This window comes from Leyella stercorea (assembly GCF_019052365.1).
Classification (GTDB): domain Bacteria; phylum Bacteroidota; class Bacteroidia; order Bacteroidales; family Bacteroidaceae; genus Prevotella.
The window spans coordinates 1-19,686 of the sequence record NZ_JAHQUY010000045.1 but is presented as its reverse complement, the minus strand read 5'-3'; the positions used below and the strand labels follow the sequence as shown (position 1 = coordinate 19,686).

The 19,686-nt window shown below is 52.2% G+C and carries 13 protein-coding genes and 1 tRNA gene; 9 read left to right on the top strand and 5 right to left on the bottom strand.

Features of this window, described 5'->3' with window-relative positions; all coding sequences use genetic code 11:
- Positions 1–32 precede the first annotated feature (32 nt).
- Positions 33–3,041: a protein translocase subunit SecDF gene (gene secDF, locus KTQ90_RS08915; protein ID WP_217318127.1), complete on the top strand. Its 3,009-nt coding sequence runs from the start codon at positions 33–35 to the stop codon at positions 3,039–3,041.
- A 307-nt stretch (positions 3,042–3,348) separates the two neighbouring features.
- Positions 3,349–5,415: a methionine--tRNA ligase gene (metG, locus tag KTQ90_RS08910; protein ID WP_217318126.1), complete on the top strand. Its 2,067-nt coding sequence runs from the start codon at positions 3,349–3,351 to the stop codon at positions 5,413–5,415.
- 184 nt (positions 5,416–5,599) lie between these two features.
- Here metG and KTQ90_RS08905 read toward each other — a convergent pair whose 3' ends face one another.
- The 3 genes from KTQ90_RS08905 to KTQ90_RS08895 form a co-directional block, all read right to left on the bottom strand.
- The gene (locus tag KTQ90_RS08905) at positions 5,600–6,772 is read right to left on the bottom strand and encodes a MalY/PatB family protein (RefSeq protein ID WP_217318125.1); all 1,173 of its coding nucleotides are present in this window, start codon (positions 6,770–6,772) and stop codon (positions 5,600–5,602) included.
- An 89-nt stretch (positions 6,773–6,861) separates the two neighbouring features.
- A complete protein-coding gene (locus KTQ90_RS08900) occupies positions 6,862–7,707 on the bottom strand; it encodes a DUF3737 family protein (protein ID WP_217318124.1) in 846 nt (281 codons plus the stop codon).
- Positions 7,691–9,130, bottom strand: coding sequence for an MATE family efflux transporter (locus KTQ90_RS08895; RefSeq protein WP_217318123.1), 1,440 nt, complete (start codon positions 9,128–9,130; stop codon positions 7,691–7,693). The genes KTQ90_RS08900 and KTQ90_RS08895 overlap by 17 nt, the downstream gene beginning before the upstream one ends.
- A 393-nt stretch (positions 9,131–9,523) precedes the next feature.
- On the opposite strand from KTQ90_RS08895, the gene metK reads away from it, so the two are divergent.
- The 7 genes from metK to KTQ90_RS08860 all read left to right on the top strand — a co-directional run bounded on the left by metK (position 9,524) and on the right by KTQ90_RS08860 (position 15,342).
- A complete protein-coding gene (metK, locus tag KTQ90_RS08890) occupies positions 9,524–10,783 on the top strand; it encodes a methionine adenosyltransferase (RefSeq protein ID WP_217318122.1) in 1,260 nt (419 codons plus the stop codon).
- Between the two features lie 173 nt (positions 10,784–10,956).
- Positions 10,957–11,991 (top strand): DUF4271 domain-containing protein, encoded by a 1,035-nt coding sequence (locus KTQ90_RS08885; protein ID WP_217318121.1) that lies wholly within the window; start codon positions 10,957–10,959, stop codon positions 11,989–11,991.
- A gap of 57 nt (positions 11,992–12,048) precedes the next feature.
- Positions 12,049–12,795: a uroporphyrinogen-III synthase gene (locus tag KTQ90_RS08880; RefSeq protein WP_022157482.1), complete on the top strand. Its 747-nt coding sequence runs from the start codon at positions 12,049–12,051 to the stop codon at positions 12,793–12,795.
- Positions 12,796–12,950: 155 nt separating this feature from the next.
- Positions 12,951–13,388 carry a ribonuclease P protein component gene (locus KTQ90_RS08875; RefSeq protein ID WP_217318120.1) on the top strand — a complete coding sequence of 146 codons (438 nt, stop codon included), beginning with the start codon at positions 12,951–12,953 and terminating at the stop codon, positions 13,386–13,388.
- Positions 13,388–13,648: a membrane protein insertion efficiency factor YidD gene (gene yidD, locus KTQ90_RS08870; RefSeq protein ID WP_217318119.1), complete on the top strand. Its 261-nt coding sequence runs from the start codon at positions 13,388–13,390 to the stop codon at positions 13,646–13,648. Before KTQ90_RS08875 ends, yidD begins: the two co-directional genes overlap by 1 nt.
- A 191-nt stretch (positions 13,649–13,839) precedes the next feature.
- Positions 13,840–15,141 carry a tyrosine--tRNA ligase gene (tyrS, locus tag KTQ90_RS08865; RefSeq protein ID WP_217318118.1) on the top strand — a complete coding sequence of 434 codons (1,302 nt, stop codon included), beginning with the start codon at positions 13,840–13,842 and terminating at the stop codon, positions 15,139–15,141.
- Between the two features lie 130 nt (positions 15,142–15,271).
- Positions 15,272–15,342 (top strand) — tRNA-Gln (locus tag KTQ90_RS08860).
- Between the two features lie 487 nt (positions 15,343–15,829).
- Here the strand turns inward: KTQ90_RS08860 and KTQ90_RS08855 are convergent.
- Both KTQ90_RS08855 and KTQ90_RS08850 read right to left on the bottom strand, forming a co-directional pair.
- Positions 15,830–15,991, bottom strand: coding sequence for a hypothetical protein (locus KTQ90_RS08855; RefSeq protein ID WP_217318117.1), 162 nt, complete (start codon positions 15,989–15,991; stop codon positions 15,830–15,832).
- Positions 15,992–16,005: 14 nt separating this feature from the next.
- A complete protein-coding gene (locus KTQ90_RS08850) occupies positions 16,006–19,377 on the bottom strand; it encodes a hypothetical protein (protein ID WP_217318116.1) in 3,372 nt (1,123 codons plus the stop codon).
- Positions 19,378–19,686 lie beyond the last annotated feature (309 nt).

Here is a 19,686-nt window from a genome sequence, read left to right as displayed (position 1 = left end):
AAATAATAATAACAAAAAAATAAATCAAAAAAATGCAGAACAAAGGTATTGTAATTGTAACAGCTGTCCTTTTGACGCTTGCAAGTATCTTCTATCTCTCGTTCTCGGCTGCCACAAAATACTATGACAGCCAGGCTGCGAAGATAAAGGATCCTATAGCACAGCAGGACTACAAGGACTCCGTGAAGTATCTTGGCATCTACTCTTATCAGAAGTGTCTCGAAACACAGATCGGTCTCGGTCTTGACCTCAAAGGCGGTATGAACGTCATCCTCGAAGTGAGCGTTCCCGACGTACTCGAGAACCTCGCCGACCACAAGGTAGACGCAGCTTTCGTAAAGTCGATGAAAGAGGCTCGCGCAGAGCACGAGGTGTCGCAGAGCGACTTCATCACTCTCTTCATCAACGCTTTCAAGAAGAACGCTCCGGGACGCCATCTCTCAGAGATCTTCGCTACACAGCAGCTCCAGGGCAAGGTTTCGCCCAACTCTTCTGACAAGGACGTAGAGAAGGTGCTCCGCACAGAAGTGCAGGCAGCCATCGACAACTCGTTCCTCGTAGTGCGTACACGTATCGACAAGTTCGGCGTCGTACAGCCTAACATCCAGAAGCTCGAGGGTCAGCAGGGCCGCATCATGGTAGAAATGCCGGGTATCAACGAGCCGGAGCGCGTGCGCAAGCTCCTCCAGGGTAGTGCAAACCTTGAGTTCTGGGAGACATACAACTCAGACGAAATCATCCCTTACCTCTCACAGCTCAACCAGCGCGAGGCTAACCACCGCTCTGGCGCCAAGGAGGAAGTAGCCGATTCGGCAGCTAACGACACAGCAGCCGTAGCAGCAGCCGAGAAGGCAGAAGCAAAGGCTCAGGCAAAGGCAGCTTTCAAGACAAAGAAGAACGCCAAGGCAGACGACGCAGCATCTATGGCTGAGGCTAAGAAGCAGAACCCGCTCTTCTCTATCTTCCAGCCCTCGGGCAACGGCGCGCTCAGCCTCGTAGGCTACGCTTCGGCACGCGACACAGCAGAGGTAAACAAGATTATCTACTCGGCTCTCGCCAAGCAGATTCTCCCTGCCGACTGCCGCCTCCTCTGGAGCGCTAAGCCGGCTGACGGTATCCAGGCTAAGAACATCTACGAGCTCCACGCCATCAAGGTGACAACCACCAACGGACGCGCTCCTATCGAGGGCGACGTAGTGACAGACGCTAAGGACCAGTTCAACAACCTCACAGGCTCGCCTGAGGTATCAATGACAATGAACTCTGACGGCGCACGCCGCTGGGCAGCCCTCACAAAGGCTAACGTAGGCAAGGCAATCGCCATCGTGCTCGACGGCACAGTATACTCTGCTCCGCGCGTAAACGGCGAGATCTCTGGTGGTCAGTCATCAATCTCTGGCAACTTCACAATCGAAGATACAAAGGACTTGGCTAACACTCTTAAGTCTGGTCGTATGCCGGCTCCGGCACACATCGTTCAGGAGGAAGTAGTAGGTCCGACACTCGGTGCACAGTCAATCCAGCAGGGCTTCATCTCGTTCATCTTCGCCTTCATCATCCTGATGATCTACATGGTAGTGATGTACGACTTCATCCCGGGTATGGTAGCTAACGGCGCCCTCCTCCTCAACCTCTTCTTCACCATGGGCATCATGGCATCGTTCCAGGCAGCACTCACCATGCCAGGTATCGCCGGTATCGTGCTCGCCCTCGGTATGGCTGTAGACGCCAACGTGCTTATCTACGAGCGCACCAAGGAGGAACTCAATAAGGGTCTCGGCACAAAGCAGGCACTCTCGCTGGGTTACAGCAACGCCTTCTCAGCCATCTTCGACTCTAACTTGACATCAATCATCACAGGTATCATCCTCTACGTGTTCGGTACAGGCCCAATCCGCGGCTTCGCTACCACACTTATCATCGGTATCTGCTGCTCGTTCTTCACCGCAGTGTTCCTCACACGCCTCGTTTACGAGAACCGTCTGAAGCACGACAAGTGGACAAAGCAGAACTTCTCTACACGCGTGTCACGCAACTTCATGGCAAACAAGAACTTCGCGTTCATGTCGTCATACAAGACATCGTTCACAGTGTTCGGCATCGTAATCCTCATCATGCTCGGCAGCTTCTTCGTACGCGGTTTGAGCAAGGGTATCGACTTCACCGGTGGTCGCAACTACGTAGTGGTGCTCGAGAAGCAGACAGAGCCTGAGCAGGTGAAGGCAGCCCTCACACCGCTCTTCAAGGGCGCAACAGTAAACGCTCTCGCACTCGGTACAGACGGCAAGACAATCCGTATCTCTACCAACTACAAGATTGAGTCGAACAACCCCGCCATCGACAACGAGGTAGAGGACATCCTCTACAAGGGTCTCCACGGCGCAGGTCTCGTAACTCAGGGCAGCGTTGAGGCATTCAAGAACCCTGACGTACGCGCAGGTGGCTCAATCGTATCGTCTACAAAGGTAGGACCGGCAGTGGCTAAGGACATCACACACGGCGCTATCATCAGCGTGCTCTTCGCCCTCGCAGCCATCTTCCTCTACATCCTCGTACGTTTCCGCAATGTAGCGTTCTCAGTAGGCTCTACAGTAGCCCTCGCCGTAGACGCAACAATCGTTATCGGATTCTTCTCACTCCTTTGGGACGTAGTGCCGTTCTCACTCGAGATCGACCAGACCTTCATCGGTGCTATCCTTACCGTTATCGGTTACTCTATCAACGATAAGGTGGTTGTGTTCGACCGTATCCGCGAGAACCTCACACTCCACAAGAAGATGGATCTGCAGGAGCTCTTCAACAAGTCGCTGAACGAGACCCTCGCACGTACTATCAATACATCGTTCTCAACACTCATCGTGCTGCTCTGTATCTTCTGCTTCGGCGGTGAGAGCACTCGCAGCTTCTCGTTCGCAATGTTGCTCGGTGTAATCTTCGGTACACTCTCTTCTATCTTCATGGCTGCTCCGGTGGCTTACCTCACACTCGGTCGCAAGATCAAGCACGAGGAGGCAGCTCTCGAAGCCGTAGAGGTGAAATAAGCAGACAATTAGTTAATATACTAATATACAAGCGTGGCGCTCATACAGAGTGCCACGCTTTTTTTGAAATTGTTATAAGTGGTTATTGGTTATATTTATGGTTAATTAATCTAAATACAAGCTATCCAATTCTTTCCAATACTTGCAAAATTGGAAAGAATTGGATAGCTTTTTGTTAATATAAAATAAGTTAGGCTGCATCTCAACAATAAAAACAAGCAAGCTTGGAAGATTTTATTATCAACAAAATCGTGTATTGCTTCGATTTTCACTAACTTTGCATCCGAAAATATAAAAACATAATATAATGGAAGAGAACAAGTTCAAACGCACTACCGTGACAGCGGCTTTGCCCTACGCCAACGGTGGAGTACACATCGGCCACTTGGCTGGCGTGTATGTGCCTGCAGACATCTACGTGCGCTATCTGCGCCTGAAGAAGCAGGAAGTGATGTTCATCGGCGGTAGCGACGAGCACGGCGTGCCCGTAACAATCCGCGCACGCAAGGAAGGCATCACGGTTCAGGAGGTGGTAGACCGCTATCACAACCTTATCAAGAAGTCGTTCGAAGACTTCGGCATTTCGTTCGACATCTACAGCCGTACTACATCGAAGATTCACCATAAGTTCGCAAGCGACTTCTTCCGCACGCTCTACGACAAGCACGAGCTCGTAGAGAAGACAGAAGAGCAGTTCTGCGACGAGGTGACTGGCGAGTTCCTCACCGACCGCAACATCGTCGGCACATGTCCGCGCTGTGGCGCTGAAGGTGCTTACGGCGACCAGTGCGAGAAGTGTGGCGCCACACTCTCACCCGATGAGCTTATCAACCCTACAAACAAGAACAACCCGGGTCACGGACTCGTGAAGAAAGCCACAAAGAACTGGTACTTGCCGCTCAACAAGTGGCAGGATTGGCTGAAGCAGTGGATTCTGGAAGACCACAAGGAGTGGCGTCCGAACGTATACGGACAGTGCAAGTCGTGGCTCGACATGGATCTGCAGCCGCGCGCTATGACACGCGACCTCGACTGGGGTATCCCAGTACCGGTAGAGGGCGTAGAAGGCAAGGTGCTCTACGTATGGTTCGACGCGCCAATCGGCTACATCTCTAACACCAAGGAGCTTTGCGACGCACATCCCGAGAAGTGGGGACCGTGGCAGAAGTGGTGGCAGGACCCCACATCGCGCCTCATCCACTTCATCGGCAAGGACAACATCGTCTTCCACTGCATCGTCTTCCCGACCATGCTGAAGGCTCACGGCGATTATATCCTGCCCGACAACGTGCCCTCTAACGAGTTCCTCAACCTCGAGAACGACAAGATTTCTACATCGCGCAACTGGGCTGTATGGCTCCACGAGTATCTCGTCGACTTCCCCGGCAAGCAGGACGTTCTGCGCTATGTGCTCACGGCAAATGCGCCTGAGACAAAGGACAACAACTTCACATGGAAGGACTTTCAGGACCGCAACAACAACGAGCTTGTGGCTGTTTACGGCAACTTCGTCAACCGCGCCCTGCAGCTCACAAAGAAGTATTTCAACGGCGTAGTGCCCGAGTGCGGCGAGCTTCAGGAGGTAGACCTCAAGGCTATCGAGGAGTTCAAGGACGTGAAGCAGAAGGTGGAGGCATTGCTCGACACATTCAAGTTCCGCGACGCACAGAAGGAGGCTATGAACCTCGCACGCATCGGCAACAAGTATATCACCGACTGCGAGCCGTGGCACGTAGCAAAGACCGATATGGAGCGCGTAAAGACCATACTTTACCTCTCTCTGCAGCTCGTGGCTAACCTCGAGATTGCTTTCGAGCCGTTCCTGCCGTTCAGCTCGGCACGTCTGCGCGAGATGCTCAACATTACCGACACCGACTGGGCTCAGCTCGGCTCTACAGAGCTGCTCAAGCCGGGTCATCAGCTCGGCACACCGGCGCTGCTCTTCGAGAAGATTGAGGACGAGGCTATCGAGGCTCAGCTCAAGAAGCTGGAGGACACAAAGAAGGCTAACGAGGCTGCCAACTATGTGGCTGCACCTGTTAAGGAGAACGTAGACTTCGACACCTTCGAGAAACTCGACATCCGTGTTGGTCATATCAAGGACTGCCAGAAGGTAAAGAAGTCGAAGAAGCTCCTGCAGTTCACTATCGACGACGGCTCTGGCGTAGACCGCACCATCCTTTCAGGCATCGCGGCTTACTACGAGCCTGAGCAGCTCATCGGCAAGGATGTGCTCTTCGTAGCCAACTTCGCTCCGCGCAAGATGATGGGCATCGAGAGCCAGGGTATGATTCTCTCTGCCGTCAACTTCGACGGAACGCTCAACGTAACCACCGTGAATGGCAACGTTAAGCCGGGTTCGCAGGTAGGATAATTATTTCTTATACAATAGTAGCGGAGGTCTCTGGCCTCCGCAGCAGTCAACGACACAAACTGAAAAGAAGTGTTCTCTTCAACTGCTGCGGAGGCCGGAGACCTCCGCTACTGTTTTGTTGTATACCCTATTATGTTTTGTTTATAATAGAGTATGTTTTTCTTTATTATTTAGTTGGCAGAAATCAGTAAGCGCCGAGTCCGTTCACTATTCGCGTTATGCCTTCGTTGAGCAGTTCGCTGGTGCAAGCCATGTTGATGCGTATGAACGCCGCGCCTTCAGCGCCGTACATGCTGCCCGCATTCACCCACACTTTGTTCTCGTGCATGAGCATCTCCTCTATTTCGTCCGACGAGATATGCAGTTCCGAGCAGTCAATCCACGCCAGATACGTGCCCTCCATGCGCATCACCTTGCACTTGGGCAGTTCGCGAGCGAAGCGTTCCAGCAGCAAGTCGTAGTTGGCTGAGATGTATTTGCGTAGTTGCTTTAGCCATTCGTAGCCCTCGTCGCTGTAAGCAGCCTGCAGAGCAATCACGCCGAACGGGTTCACGTCGCACACCTCGTTGATGTTTATGGCGCGGTCGATGCGGTTGCGCACCTCAGCGTCGCGGCAAACGATGTTCGCAATCTGCAGTCCGGCGGTGTTGAACGCCTTCGACGGCGAGCAGCAGGTTATCGAATCGCGGCTCAGTTCGTCGGGCAGCGAACCGAACGGCACGTACTCGTTGTCGTAGAGCGTCAGTTCGCAGTGTATCTCGTCCGACACCACGCGCACGCCATACTTGCGGCAAAGCTCCGCCACGCGTGTCAGTTCGTCGCGCGTCCACACGCGTCCGCCCGGATTGTGCGGGTTGCAGAGCAGCATCAGTCGTGCGCGTTCGTGCTTGAGCTTGCGTTCGAGGTCGTCGAAGTCGATTTCGTAGCGCAGTTCCTCCTTATTATATATAAGCGAGTTGGATACCATCTCGCATCCGTTGTTGCGTATTGAGGAGAAGAAGCAGTTGTACACCGGTCCCTGCACTATCACCTGGTCGCCGGGCAGCGTGAGCGCCTTGATAACCGCCGACACAGCCGGCACCACGCCCGACGTGTAGATGATATCCTCGCGGTTGATATGCCATCCGTGACGCTTACCAAACCATCGGCACACCGCCTCGTAGTACGCCTCCGGCACACGTGTGTAGCCGAATATGCCGTGCGCCACGCGTCGCTGCAAGGCTTCGGTGATGCCAGGGAAAGTCTCGAAGTCCATATCTGCCACCCACATCGGAATGATGTCAGCCTCTGGCGCCGAATCCCATTTGTACGAGTCGGTGCCGCGTCGGTCGGTGGGTATTGAAAAGTCGTATTCCATAGCTTACGGGTTTTGTTTTATGTTTATAGACAAACGATGTTTAGTTTATAGACCATTGTTATTGGGTCTACAAACAATCTGTTTTGTGGCTAAGCCCGCGTCAGAATCTCGCAGTCGGCAGGCTTCTTGATATTCTCGTCGAGTATTATCTCGCCGAAGCTGTCAGCCACGATGCGTCCCGACGCAGGGTTCTTTATGCTCTTTATATGTCCGCGTATGTCAGCCTGCACGGTAGAATACTCGAACGCGCGGTCGCATTCGGCGTCGAATGTGCAGTTCTCGAGCACGAGGTCCTTGGCGTAGCAGAGCGGCTGTTCGCCCGATATATGGCAGTTGACGAGTCGCAGTCCACGTGAGTGCCATCCGAGGAACTCTCCGTTCAGTTCCGAGTCGTACACCGTCACGTTATCCACCTCCCAGAACGAGTCCTTCGTGTCTATCTTCGCGTTGCGAATCTCTATGTCGCGCGAGTACTGGAAGACGTACTTCGCGTCCGACACCAGACCGTCCACCTTCACGTTGCGGCAGTGCATGAACGGGTACGTACCCTCGTGCAGCACCACGTTCTCCAGCTTCAGTCCGTCGATGCCCCAGAACGTCTCGTCGGCATCGTTCACGGTTACGTTCTTCAGCGACAGATTCTTCATCTCGCGGAAGAACTTCGGACCGTTTATCACGCAGTCCTCCATGTGCATATCGTCCGAGTACCATATCGCCGAACGCGAGCCCGGAGCGAAATAGCAGTTGCGTATATCCGACTTCTTCACGTGCCACAGTGGGTACTTGCCCTCGAAGTAGCAGTTGCGGCAAACGATGTTGCTACACTCCTTTACGCCCGATTCGCCGAAGGTGATGCGTACGTGGTCGAGCTCCACGTTGTGTATTTCGAAGAGCGGACGCTCTCCGCCGAAAACCTTGTTACTGATCTTTTTCATAATGATTGCATGAAGTTTGAATGTTCCAGAATTTGAGTTTCACTAAGAATATAAAGCCTCTGAAGCAGAGTTCGATGCACATAGCTATCCACACGCCGCGCAGTCCCATCGACGGCGCCAGCAGAGCGGCGAGCGATATGCGCACGCCCCATATCGAGACGAGGTTCATGATGCTCGGCACGAGCGTCTTTGCAGCGCCCACGAACACGCCGTAGCTCACGATGGCAGCGGCGAACATCGGCTCGGCGAACGCTTCTATGCGCAGCACCTCCACGCCCAGACGGCGCACCTCCTCAGCCGGCGTCATCATAGCCATTGCTACGGGCGCTCCGACGTACATCACCACGCCCATCACAGCCATCACCGTCACGCCCAAGCCCACCGACAGCCACGCAAAGCGCTTCATCAGTTCGTGCCTGCCGGCTCCGATGCTCTGTCCGACGAGCGTCGTAGCAGCATCGGCTATGCCGTAGCCCGGCATGTAGCAGAGACTCTCCACGATTACGCCGAACGAGTTGGCGGCGATGGCGAACGTGCCCAGCGGCGCAATGATAATGGTCGTCATCACGTAAGCCGAGCACATGATGGTCTGCTGCAATCCCATAGGCAGACTGATGTGCAGCGCGCGCTTCACCACGCCCCATGTGGGCAGAAAGCGCCCCGTGTCGATGCGCAGCGACAGCTCTTTCGAGCGGAAACAGAGTATGTACATCGTGATCGCCGCAGCCACCAGCTCAGCCGACACGGTGCCTATCGCCGCACCCACTACGCCCATACCCATGCCCGGCATAGTTACTTCTGCGCCAAACAGTTGCATGGGTCGGGTGGGGAAGATGAGGAAGAAGTTGAACACCACGTCGAGCGACATCATCACCACGCTCATCACGCTCGGCACAACCATATTGCCCGAACTCCTAAGCATGCCGGCGCCGAATATCGAGAACTGGAATATGGGCAGAGCCGTAGCCACGATGGCGAAGTAGGCAGAAGCCGTGGGCGTGATGTCGCTGCCGCCGCCCAGCCACACGGGCAGGAACGGACTCACCGCCAGCGACACCAAGCCTATGAGCGCGCTCACCACGAGCACCGACATTATGCCCTGTCTGAGCGTGTTGCGAGCCCGCCGAGGGTCGTTGGAGCCCAACTGATGGCTCACCTGAACGTAGAATCCGGCTGCCGCCGCCGAGCAGATGCTGCCCAGCAGCCACATCGTCGTCTCCATCAGTCCGATGGAAGCCGACGCCTGCGCGCCCATGCTGCCCACCATCGACGCGTCGATGTACTGCATCATCGTCGTCGTGAGCTGCGCCAGAATAGCCGGCGTGGCGAGAAACATCACGAGTCGCGCCTGCTCGCCGAGCGTCATAGGCTTGCCCTGACGTATCATCGAGAGTAACGCGTCTTTCTTCTTGTCTGATTTCATATATGAATCTGTGTGTGTATATATACCTATTGAACTGTCTCAGTTTGCTGATATCGCAATGCGAAGTTACTACAAATTTTCATAATACACAACGCCATTCGCCGCTTATCCGTAATAAGTATACCGAAAAAGGGAAAAAGGGTAATTTTGCGTTAAAACCTAATACTTTATGCGTTTTTATTTCGCTCTCTCGAAAAATAGCCGTACCTTTGCACCCGATAACAAAACATGTATAACCCTGTGGAAGAATTTGGCTGCTTGCAACCACACAAAAAAATGCTAAAACTGCAACGCTAACCGCGAATGTAAGAACGCGAAACGTAAAAGGATAACGACGGTTAGACAGCGGTAATTTGGTGTTTTTCCACTTATTTAAATTTAAAAATTGGAAAAATGAATTATCTTTTTTCTTCAGAATCAGTTTCAGAAGGCCATCCAGACAAAGTGGCCGACCAGATTTCAGACGCTTTAGTAGATCAGTTCCTCGCTTACGACGAAAACGCACACTGCGCCATCGAGTCGTTCGTGACAACCGGTCAGGTAGTAATCATGGGCGAGGTGCGCTCTAACGTCTACATCGACCTGCAGAACATCGCACGCAAGACCATCAACCAGATTGGCTACACAAAGTCGGAGTATCAGTTCGACGGCAACTCATGCGGTGTGCTCACAGCCATCCACGAGCAGTCGGACGACATCGACCGTGGTGTGAGCCGCGAGAAGGAAGAGGACCAGGGCGCCGGCGACCAGGGAATGATGTTCGGCTACGCCACCAACGAGACCGAGAACTACATGCCCGTAACGCTCGACCTCGCACAGCTCATCATGCGCGTGCTCGCTGACATACGCAAGGAGGGCAAGCAGATGACATACCTGCGCCCCGACTCTAAGAGCCAGGTCACCGTTGAATACTCGGAGGAAGGCATACCGCAGCGCATCGACACCATCGTAGTGTCTACACAGCACGACGAGTTCGACACCGACGACGAGCGCATGCTCGCCAAGATCAAGGACGACGTGCTCAACATACTCATGCCGCGCGTCAAGGCAGAGATACACAGCGAGAAGGTGCTCGCACTCTTCGGCGACGACATCAAGTACTTCGTCAACCCGACTGGCAAGTTCGTAATCGGAGGCCCCCACGGCGACACCGGTCTCACCGGTCGTAAGATTATCGTCGACACATACGGCGGCAAGGGCGCACACGGCGGCGGAGCCTTCTCTGGCAAAGACCCTTCGAAGGTAGACCGCTCGGCAGCATACGCAGCACGCCACATCGCAAAGAACATGGTAGCGGCAGGCGTTGCCGACGAGATGCTCGTGCAGGTGAGCTACGCTATCGGCGTAGCTGAGCCGGTGAACATCTACGTCAACACATACGGACGCAGCCGCGTGCAGATGAGCGACGGCGAGATTGCAAAGAAGATTGAGAAGCTCTTCGACCTCCGTCCGAAGGCCATCGAGAAGGATCTCAAGCTGCGCCAGCCTATCTATCGCGAGACAGCTGCCTACGGACACATGGGCCGCAAGAACGAGGTAGTGAAGAAGACCTTCTCATCGCGCTATCACGAGACAAAGGAGATGGAGGTGGAGCTCTTCACATGGGAGAAACTCGACCGCGTAGACGATATCCGCAAGGAATTCGGAATCTAAAGAATGGTGAATGTTGAGTGTGGTGTGGTGATATGGTGTTGTGTTGAGATGTTGAGGTGGTGACATTACCTTTTATAGGTATAGACAAATCTCACCATCTCACCACAACACCACCTCAACATAGAAATCTCACCATCTCACCACAACAACACCTCAACAAAAATAATATTGACATGATAACAACCGACTCCATACATACAGAGGAGATAGTTCTTGGCGCCGACGGACTGCCCGTCGGCGCCAAGCCCGTATCCCAGCACCACCAGCTCACGCCGGCAGAAGTGCTGAGATGGCTGCCCAAGGACGCCACGCCTGCACAGCAGGACTCCGCTATCCAGGCTCACATACGCCCGTCGGAGATAACATGGAGTCAGCAGCCTGACACGCTGCACCTACCCGGACACACACGCGGACACTCGTGGCGCGACGTCAACCTGCCGCAATACTATCGCGAGTCGTACTTCACCGGCAAGCCGTTCTTCAACCCCGACCTCTTCGGAGGACGAATCGGCGTGGCTGGCGACCCCGTGCCCTACACCATAGCGCGCGACAACATCATCACACTGCTGCTCATCTTCTGCTTCTGCATAGCGCTCATAGCATACACCAAGTCGCGACGCTTCATACTGCGACAGGCCAAGGAGTTCTTCCGACCGCCCGTAAGCGAGAACATGACCGCCGTAACCGAGACATCCGAAGAACTGCGCTTCCAGTTCTTCCTCGTGCTGCAGACGTGTCTGCTGCTGGGTCTGGTCTACTTCTTCTACACGCAGCTATACGTCGCCGACACGTTCGTCGTCGACCACTACCAGGTGATAGCCATATTCTCGCTCACCGTCTTCGCCTACATGACGCTCAAGACGCTGTTCTACTGGCTCGTGGGATGGGTGTTCTTCAACAAGCGCAACAACGAGTTCTGGATGAAGTCAAACCTCTTCTTCCTCGGAATGGAGGGCGTATGCCTCTTCCCCGTGGTGATGCTTCAGGCTTACTTCAAGATGCCGGTACAGACCACGCTCGTCTGCACATTCCTCGTGATAGCACTCTTCAAGTTGCTCTCCCTTTACAAGTCGTACATCATCTTTTTTAGGCACAGAGGCGGTTTTCTGCAAAATTTTTTGTACTTTTGCACGCTTGAACTCGCACCTCTCGCGGCGCTGATAGGCTCGCTGACAATGATTGCCAACTGTCTGAAAGTGAATTTCTAAGACAAAAGCGACCACACCCCCGAAAAATGATAAATATTTAAGCTTCAAGATATAAAAATGATAAAGAAGATTCTGATATCACAGCCTGAACCGTCAAGCGAAAAGTCGCCTTACTTCGACATCGCAAAGGACTTCGGCGTGGAACTCGTCTTTCGTCCGTTCATCAAAGTAGAAGGACTCAGCCCCAAAGAATTCAGACAGCAGAAGATAGGTCTTCTCGATTTTACAGCGGTGGTGTTCACCTCGCGCCACGCTATCGACAACTACTTCAAACTCGCTAAGGAGATGCGAATCACTATCCCCGAGGACATGAAGTACTTCTGCGTAACAGAGACAATCGCACTCTACATACAGAAGTATGTGCAGTATCGCAAGCGCAAGGTGTTCTTCGGCAACACCGGCAAGCTCGACTCGCTCATCCCCACAATGGTGAAGCACAAGGGCGAGAAATATCTCGTGCCAATGAGCAGCGTTCACAACGACGACGTAAAGCAGTTGCTCGACTCGAAGAAACTCAACCACACCGAGTGCGTCATGTACCGCACCGTGAGCAACGACTTCACCGAGGAAGAAGCAGCCAAGTTCGACTGCAACATGCTCGTCTTCTTCAGCCCTTCGGGCATCAAGGCGTTCACGAAGAACTTCCCCAGTTTCGAACAGAACGACGTGCGCATCGCCACATTCGGACCAGCTACAGCCAAGGCAGTAACCGACGCCGGATACCGACTCGACCTCGAGGCTCCTACAAAGGAACACCCGTCGATGACAAGCGCCTTGCGCTACTATCTTGAGAATAATAAATAGGTTGAGATGGTGAGGTGTTGATATGAGATGTTGAGGTGTTGTGGTGTTGTAATGTTGACATTACCTTTTATTGGTATAGACAAATCTCACCATCTCAACACCACACCATCTCACCACAACACCATCTCACCACAACACCATAACACCACCACCTTATGACATCATCACAACAGCTCCCAAAGAGTGAGCGCATAAACAGCAAGAAGCTCATCGACCGCCTCTTCAAAGGAGGCGGAGCAAAGTCGATGTCTGCCTTTCCGCTGCGTGTGGTGTTCATGACCGAGGATGGCGACGCACACGAACCGCTCGCACAGATGATGGTGAGTGTGCCGAAGCGATTCTTCAAGCGCGCCGTGAAGCGCAACCTTGTGAAGCGACTCGTACGCGAAGCCTACAGACGCAACAAGCAGGTGCTCATCGACACCCTCCAGACCGTAGAACAGCGCAAGACGCTCTCGCTCTGCTTCATCTGGACCGACCACAACCTGCGCAGCTACGAGGAAGTGGAGCGCAAGACAGCAAACCTGCTGCAGCGCATAGCAGAGAAGATTGGCAAGGACACTGTCGAAAAAGCCGAAAACGCAGAACAGTAATGAAAATCTCACGTTTGTTCTCGCGCTGCGCCCATTACATCTCTCGCGCACTGGTATGGCTCGCCATACTCCCCATACGCTTCTACCAGGTCTGCATCACGCCCTACACGCCGCCCTCCTGCCGCTTCACGCCGACATGCTCAGAGTATGCTCGCCAGGCGCTGCAGAAACACGGCTTTTTCAAGGGCATGGCGCTCGCCATCTGGCGCATCCTGCGCTGCAACCCGTGGGGAGGCTCTGGCTACGACCCCGTGCCCTAAAAAGCCCCTCCCAACCCTCCCCGTCGGGGAGGGCTTAGTTAGCGGCAATAAGTCCTCCAAGGCTAAATAGTCCTCCCCAAGGCTTAGAGAGGCCTAAAGAGGCTTAGAAAGGCTTAAACGCTCCCCAAAAGGCGGCTTAAACGCAGCCTTAAAAGCTAAAAATAGCAATCATCAAAAAAACAACAGCAATAATGACAAAGAATTTCGTTGAAGAACTGCGCTGGCGCGGTATGCTCGCGCAGATTATGCCCGGCACTGAGGAGTATCTCAATGCCAACATGGTGTCTGCGTATCTGGGCACCGACCCTACAGCCGACTCTCTCCACATCGGTCACCTCTGTGGCATCATGATGCTGCGCCATCTGCAGCGCTGCGGCCACAAGCCCTACCTGCTCGTAGGCGGTGCTACCGGTATGATTGGCGACCCCTCTGGCAAGAGCCAGGAGCGCAACCTGCTCGACGCTGCTACCCTCTACCACAACCAGGAGGCTATCAAGAAACAGGTGTCTAAGTTCCTCGACTTCGACGGCACAGAGCCTAACAAGGCTGAGCTCGTCAACAACTACGACTGGATGAAGGACTTCACCTTCCTCGACTTCGCTCGCGAAGTAGGCAAGCACATCACCGTCAACTACATGATGGCGAAGGACAGCGTGCAGAAGCGCCTCAACGGCGAGGCTCGCGACGGTCTTTCGTTCACAGAGTTCACATACCAGCTGCTCCAGGGCTACGACTTCCTCTACCAGTACCAGAAGTACGGCGTACGCCTGCAGCTCGGCGGCAACGACCAGTGGGGCAACATGACCACCGGCACAGAGCTTATCCACCGCACACTCGGCAACGACGCAGAATGTTACTGCCTCACATGCCCGCTCATCACCAAGAGCGACGGCAAGAAGTTCGGCAAGACCGAGAGCGGCAACGTCTGGCTCGACCCGGCTCGCACCACTCCGTATGCTTTCTACCAGTTCTGGCTCAACGTGAGCGACGCCGAGGCTGAGAAGTACATCAAGATATTCACCGACCTCGACAAGGAAACCATCGACGCGCTCATAGCCGAGCACAACGAAGACCCGGGACGCCGCGTTCTGCAGAAGCGTCTGGCTGAGGAGGTGACAACAATGGTTCACTCTCGCGAGGACCTCGAGACCGCTCAGGAGGCTTCTAACATCCTCTTCGGAAAGGGTACAAAGGAGACTCTCCAGAAGTTCGACGAGGCTACGCTGCTCTCTATCTTCGAGGGCGTGCCCCACTTCCAGCTGCCGAAAGATCAGCTCGGACAGCCCGCTGTAGACCTCTTCACACGCGACGACGTGAAGATCTTCAACTCTAAGGGCGAGATGCGCAAGCTCGTGCAGGGCGGCGGCGTATCGCTCAACAAGGAGAAACTCGGAGCGTTCGACCAGGTGGTTACTGCCGAAGACCTCATCGACGGCAAGTATCTGCTCGTGCAGCGCGGCAAGAAGAACTACTACCTCATCACAGTGAAGTAGTCGTTACGAAACAACGGTTAACGATATAAAATGGGGGGTAGGGCGACTCGTTCGCTCTACCCCATATATGTAAAAAAACAGCCGATTCGTTTGGCTGTTTTTACAAAAATGCGTATCTTTGCAGTCGCATTGTCCTATGGTGTAATGGTAGCACAACAGGTTTTGGTTCTGTTTGTGGTGGTTCGAATCCGCCTAGGACAACGTTTAAGGAGGCTTTATCGCCTCCTTTTTTGTTTTTATTGCTACAAGATTACTTGAGCAATCCTGATAAAGGAAAAATTGTGGTGGTTCGAATCCGCCTAGGACAACTTAAACGGAGACTCGAAAGAGCCTCCGTTTTTGTTTTGTAGCAAAAAAAATCTACCATATCTCCCAGCAGGCGTGTAACACGTTGTGGGGTAGTGGGTTGACGGCTGGCAGATAGCAGTTTTATCTACCAGCCATCTACCAGCCTGAGCAGTCATCTCCCAGCCTTCACAATTATCTCCCAGCCTCTGTAGCCGTCTGTAAGCCTTCACACCAATTATCCTCCCATCTTGTCATTTTGAATGCGGCAGAGCTAACTAAACACGCTCTCTAATGACAATAAAAAAGGGAGACCTTCCCAGGCCTCCCTTTTCAACTTGATTTTCTATTAGATTTTACCAAAATGATTTATATGCAATATTATATTAGTATATTGCCTTGTTTAGAATTCGTCGTCTTTGAACGGATTGTCTTTGTCCTCCTCTGTCACGCCGAAACCATCGTTCTTCTTGTCTCCTGAAGGAGTCCAACCAGACACTTCCATGATGCTTGTCGGCTCCATGTTTATGATTTCGATGGAAGGAGCTATATATTTCTTCTTCATAATTATCGTTTTTTTTACTTGATAACCACTTTCTTGTTGTTGATGATGTAGACGCCCTTCGGCAGGTTGTCGGTGTTGCTGCTGTTCATGCGCATGCCGCTTACGTTGTATACGGCGTTTACGTTCTTTGCAGTCTCCTCAATCACCTTGATGCCGGTAGACGGACCGTCGTTCTGTTCAACACGCATCTGCAGAGTCTCACCCGACGGAGTAGTCTCGCGCAGCCATGTGCGGTAGCTCTTTATGCTTGGATGCTCTACAGCTGTGTGAACCATGTCTCCTGAGCGATGCAGTATGTATGAGTCGGCAGGAACGACAGTCGGGTTCTCGTACGAACCGTAGTGCGTCATACCGTTTGTGTATTCTGTATCCTCTTGCTGCAGCTTTGCAGTCTGGTCGTCGTATGCGATACCGGTCACGGTATATACAAGACCGTTGATGTGCTTCGTATTCTCGCCGCCTACATTATATGTTCTGTTTACAGCTGTCGGCTGCTTTGTCGTATTGATTATGTACGGCACGTTCTTTTCGATATGAAGATTATTCTCCGCCTGCGTATCGAAGTATATCCACTTGTCCTTCAGACGGTTGAATCTTGCAATCTTAGCATCTGCTCCGAATGCCGCCTTCACCTGCTCTGCATTCATATCAACCGGCAGAATGAGCGAGTTCCACTGGCCAGTAGTGAATGTGCGGTGGAACACCATTGTTGCCTTGGTGAGGTTGCGTGAGTCGTCGAGTGTTTCATCCTCATCGAGCACGAGGAACTCCTCAGGGCAGTCGGTTGATGTGCCGTCCTCGTTGATGTTGCTTGTGAGAGCGATGCCGCCAATCTGCAAGGTGTTTGCTGCCTTTACCGGATTTACCTGCTCAATCTTCAGCTTATTGAAAGGCTTTGTTGTTACGAGCGAAACGTAGCCTTTGCCTCCAGTTCCTATTACATCAGCGCCGAGCACCTTCCAGTCGGTCAGTTCCTCCTGCTGTTTATCGTCGAGATATGTTGTAACCTTGAGCACCTTTATAAGGTCTACGCCCAGTCCGAGTGTGAGCTGGTTGGTTGCCAATACAATCTTCTGTCCCTGCTTGCTCTGTTCTGCTGCAGCCCTCGTTACATTGTTCTGCTGCTTGTTTACAATCTTGCCGACGTTCACCATAACGGCAGCACCATTCAAATCCACTCCGAGCGGGAACGTCATGTATGTGTTCATGTCGTTGTCGATGAGGTTGCTCATGTTAGTCAAACCGCTGCCTATTGTAGCCACACTTACAATCTTTGTATTTGCGAGGTCGATAGAGGCGTCGGTATTGTCTACAGACACAACCTCTGCGCCATAGAGAGCGTTGTTTGCAGTGTTCTCCATTGTCTCGTCGCTCACATAAGCATAGTAGACGTTGAGCTTATCGAGGTTTGCGCTGAGCACTCCGCTACTGTAGAGTACGATTTCGTCGAAGTCGGTGCCAGCCGGCACGTCGATGCTCAGACGTCCCTTCTCTGTCTTTTCAGAACCGATGAGACCAGCCGAGATACCGTTCCAATGGGTTGTTGCGTCGCCATATACCTTATTGCCATTCTTCAGAAGCTGTATGTTGTACAGTTCAAGAGCTTTAGCAGAGAGTCCGGTTGCTGTAGAAGAAACAACGAAGCCCACCTTCATTGCGTGGTCTGTAGCGACGTTCTTTGCAAGATTAGAACCGTCTATCGACTTTACGCCGATGATGCCCGTATTGTTTACGATTTCAATGCCAGGATTGGTTGAGGCGAAGTCGGTCAGCGAAGGTGTGAGAATTGCGTTTGCATTCTCCATGCCGCCGAAGATCTGAATCAGCGAGCCGCCCTTCTCGTCGCTCAGAGCGTACTTGTCCGCTTCGTTCTTGTTGTTTACGAGCAGCGTTACGCCGTGGTCGGCAGAGTTATAGTAGGGTGCGTAGTGTATTGTTGTTGTCTCGGTGCAACCGTCTGCTGTTGCTGTAGCCATGAACGTATAGTCGCCCGGCACGTATATGTTAGACACCATGCCGGTCTGTGTGTCGAGCGAGATTTTAGAGTCGGCAGGCTGCGAAACGATGCTCCATGTGATGTTGCTCACCTTATCGCTGTGCTGCAGCTGATACTCGTTCTCGCATCCGCAGACGTTGTGGCTTGCTGTTGCCTCGATAGGGCAGTGGTGGGTAGCTAAATCGGGAGCCATGCGCACAAAGGCGTAGTTGACTGTTTCCGCACCTAACTTGAGAACCTTAAGACCTTGCAATTCTATCTTTGCTGACGAGAATGGCACTGGTGACTTTACAACAGCTTCAACTCCATCATTAAACTCCAAAAGTCCAAGTTTCAAAACAGAAAGGGAAACATTATATGGTCCACCCACCTTGTTTCCATCCTTGTCATACAATGTAATAAGAACAGCACCTGCAACGTCAACACTTAATAAAGACTTGCTGTTATATTTGAATCCCACTTCCGTGCCGGCAGGGAAAGTTTCTTTATTGTCCGAAGGCTTGCTTACCACTGTGATAGGGCGAGGAGTTGCTACAAGAAGCAGATTATAAATTAAGTCATATGAATCTTTCAAATCCTCATTGATAACATTATCGCCACCAATGGGTTTTACGCCACTTGGACTGGTTTCTTTTGTTTCCAACTTGATTTCTCCTCTTCCAAAGTCTGTTGCATATTTCGATATACCATTCTCTTTATTGTTAGTAATAGTATATTCGCGAGCCGAACCTACGAAAGCATACTTGACATTGAATGTAGCGAGGGCATCAGCAACCACGCCCAAACGAACAAGCTTGATTTCGTCGAAGTCGCCGGGAGCCTTCGCTATGAACGACTTCGTTATGAGATCAGAACCAGGAATCGTAATCAAAGACAACCCGATACCTGTGACATTCTTTGCATTTTCGATGTCGCAAAGTCCGCCAACGTTCTCTCCGTCCTTGAGGAACTGGATTTTAAAGAAGCTTGCCAGATCAAGCGAAAGCAAACCACTCTTTGAGTTTGCACAGATAGTGAATCCTGCTTCCATGCCGCCGGCATAGTAGTGTTGGTTGTCTTTCACGCTCAACACCGGTGCTCCTGCTACAGCAGCGTCAGCAAGACCTATGAACTCTGCATAGTCGTCCAAGTTGTCGTTGCAGATGTTTTGCAGGTTTTTCATCCCACTAAGCACTTTCACGCCGTCACCGACGCTGTTTACGGTGCAGCCCGGACCTACGAGGGCTCTACGATTTTTAAGATAATTAGTAGCTGAAGGGTCTGTATCCTGATATACAGTCTTTACTTTAGTTCCCCTCCCATTCGAGTTTACTGCCACTGCAGGCGATGCCAACAATAGGGCAGCTGCAATGACACAAATTTTAATTGTCAATGACTTTAAATACTTCATGATTATGTTATAGTTACTAATATTTATTGCACTTATCTTGAAAAATCAAATCTTACTGAAAATCGTTGTCCTAAAATCTTTTTATCTGGGTAAAATCTTTTTCTGGGTGCAAAATTATCAAGCTTTTCCGAGCAACTGCGCGCTTGGTAGCCGTATGGTAGTCTTTAGGTAGATTTTTATAATGGCAAGAAGCGTATCTGTCGAACAATCAGCAGTTTATGCTGTTCGTAAAAAGACCAATAGTAGACATTAAACCCAAATCGGTCATTAGGATTTCTCTGTGTCGTACGGCAAAGAGAAATCCTTTAA

Coding starts and splice junctions, on each gene's coding strand:
- metG (WP_217318126.1), top strand. CDS start 3,349: ATGGAAGAGAACAAGTTCAAACGCACTACCGTGACAGCGGCTTTGCCC.
- KTQ90_RS08880 (WP_022157482.1), top strand. CDS start 12,049: ATGATAAAGAAGATTCTGATATCACAGCCTGAACCGTCAAGCGAAAAG.
- KTQ90_RS08885 (WP_217318121.1), top strand. CDS start 10,957: ATGATAACAACCGACTCCATACATACAGAGGAGATAGTTCTTGGCGCC.
- tyrS (WP_217318118.1), top strand. CDS start 13,840: ATGACAAAGAATTTCGTTGAAGAACTGCGCTGGCGCGGTATGCTCGCG.
- KTQ90_RS08850 (WP_217318116.1), bottom strand. CDS start 19,377: ATGAAGTATTTAAAGTCATTGACAATTAAAATTTGTGTCATTGCAGCT.
- KTQ90_RS08905 (WP_217318125.1), bottom strand. CDS start 6,772: ATGGAATACGACTTTTCAATACCCACCGACCGACGCGGCACCGACTCG.
- yidD (WP_217318119.1), top strand. CDS start 13,388: ATGAAAATCTCACGTTTGTTCTCGCGCTGCGCCCATTACATCTCTCGC.
- KTQ90_RS08900 (WP_217318124.1), bottom strand. CDS start 7,707: ATGAAAAAGATCAGTAACAAGGTTTTCGGCGGAGAGCGTCCGCTCTTC.
- KTQ90_RS08895 (WP_217318123.1), bottom strand. CDS start 9,130: ATGAAATCAGACAAGAAGAAAGACGCGTTACTCTCGATGATACGTCAG.
- metK (WP_217318122.1), top strand. CDS start 9,524: ATGAATTATCTTTTTTCTTCAGAATCAGTTTCAGAAGGCCATCCAGAC.
- KTQ90_RS08855 (WP_217318117.1), bottom strand. CDS start 15,991: ATGAAGAAGAAATATATAGCTCCTTCCATCGAAATCATAAACATGGAG.
- KTQ90_RS08875 (WP_217318120.1), top strand. CDS start 12,951: ATGACATCATCACAACAGCTCCCAAAGAGTGAGCGCATAAACAGCAAG.
- secDF (WP_217318127.1), top strand. CDS start 33: ATGCAGAACAAAGGTATTGTAATTGTAACAGCTGTCCTTTTGACGCTT.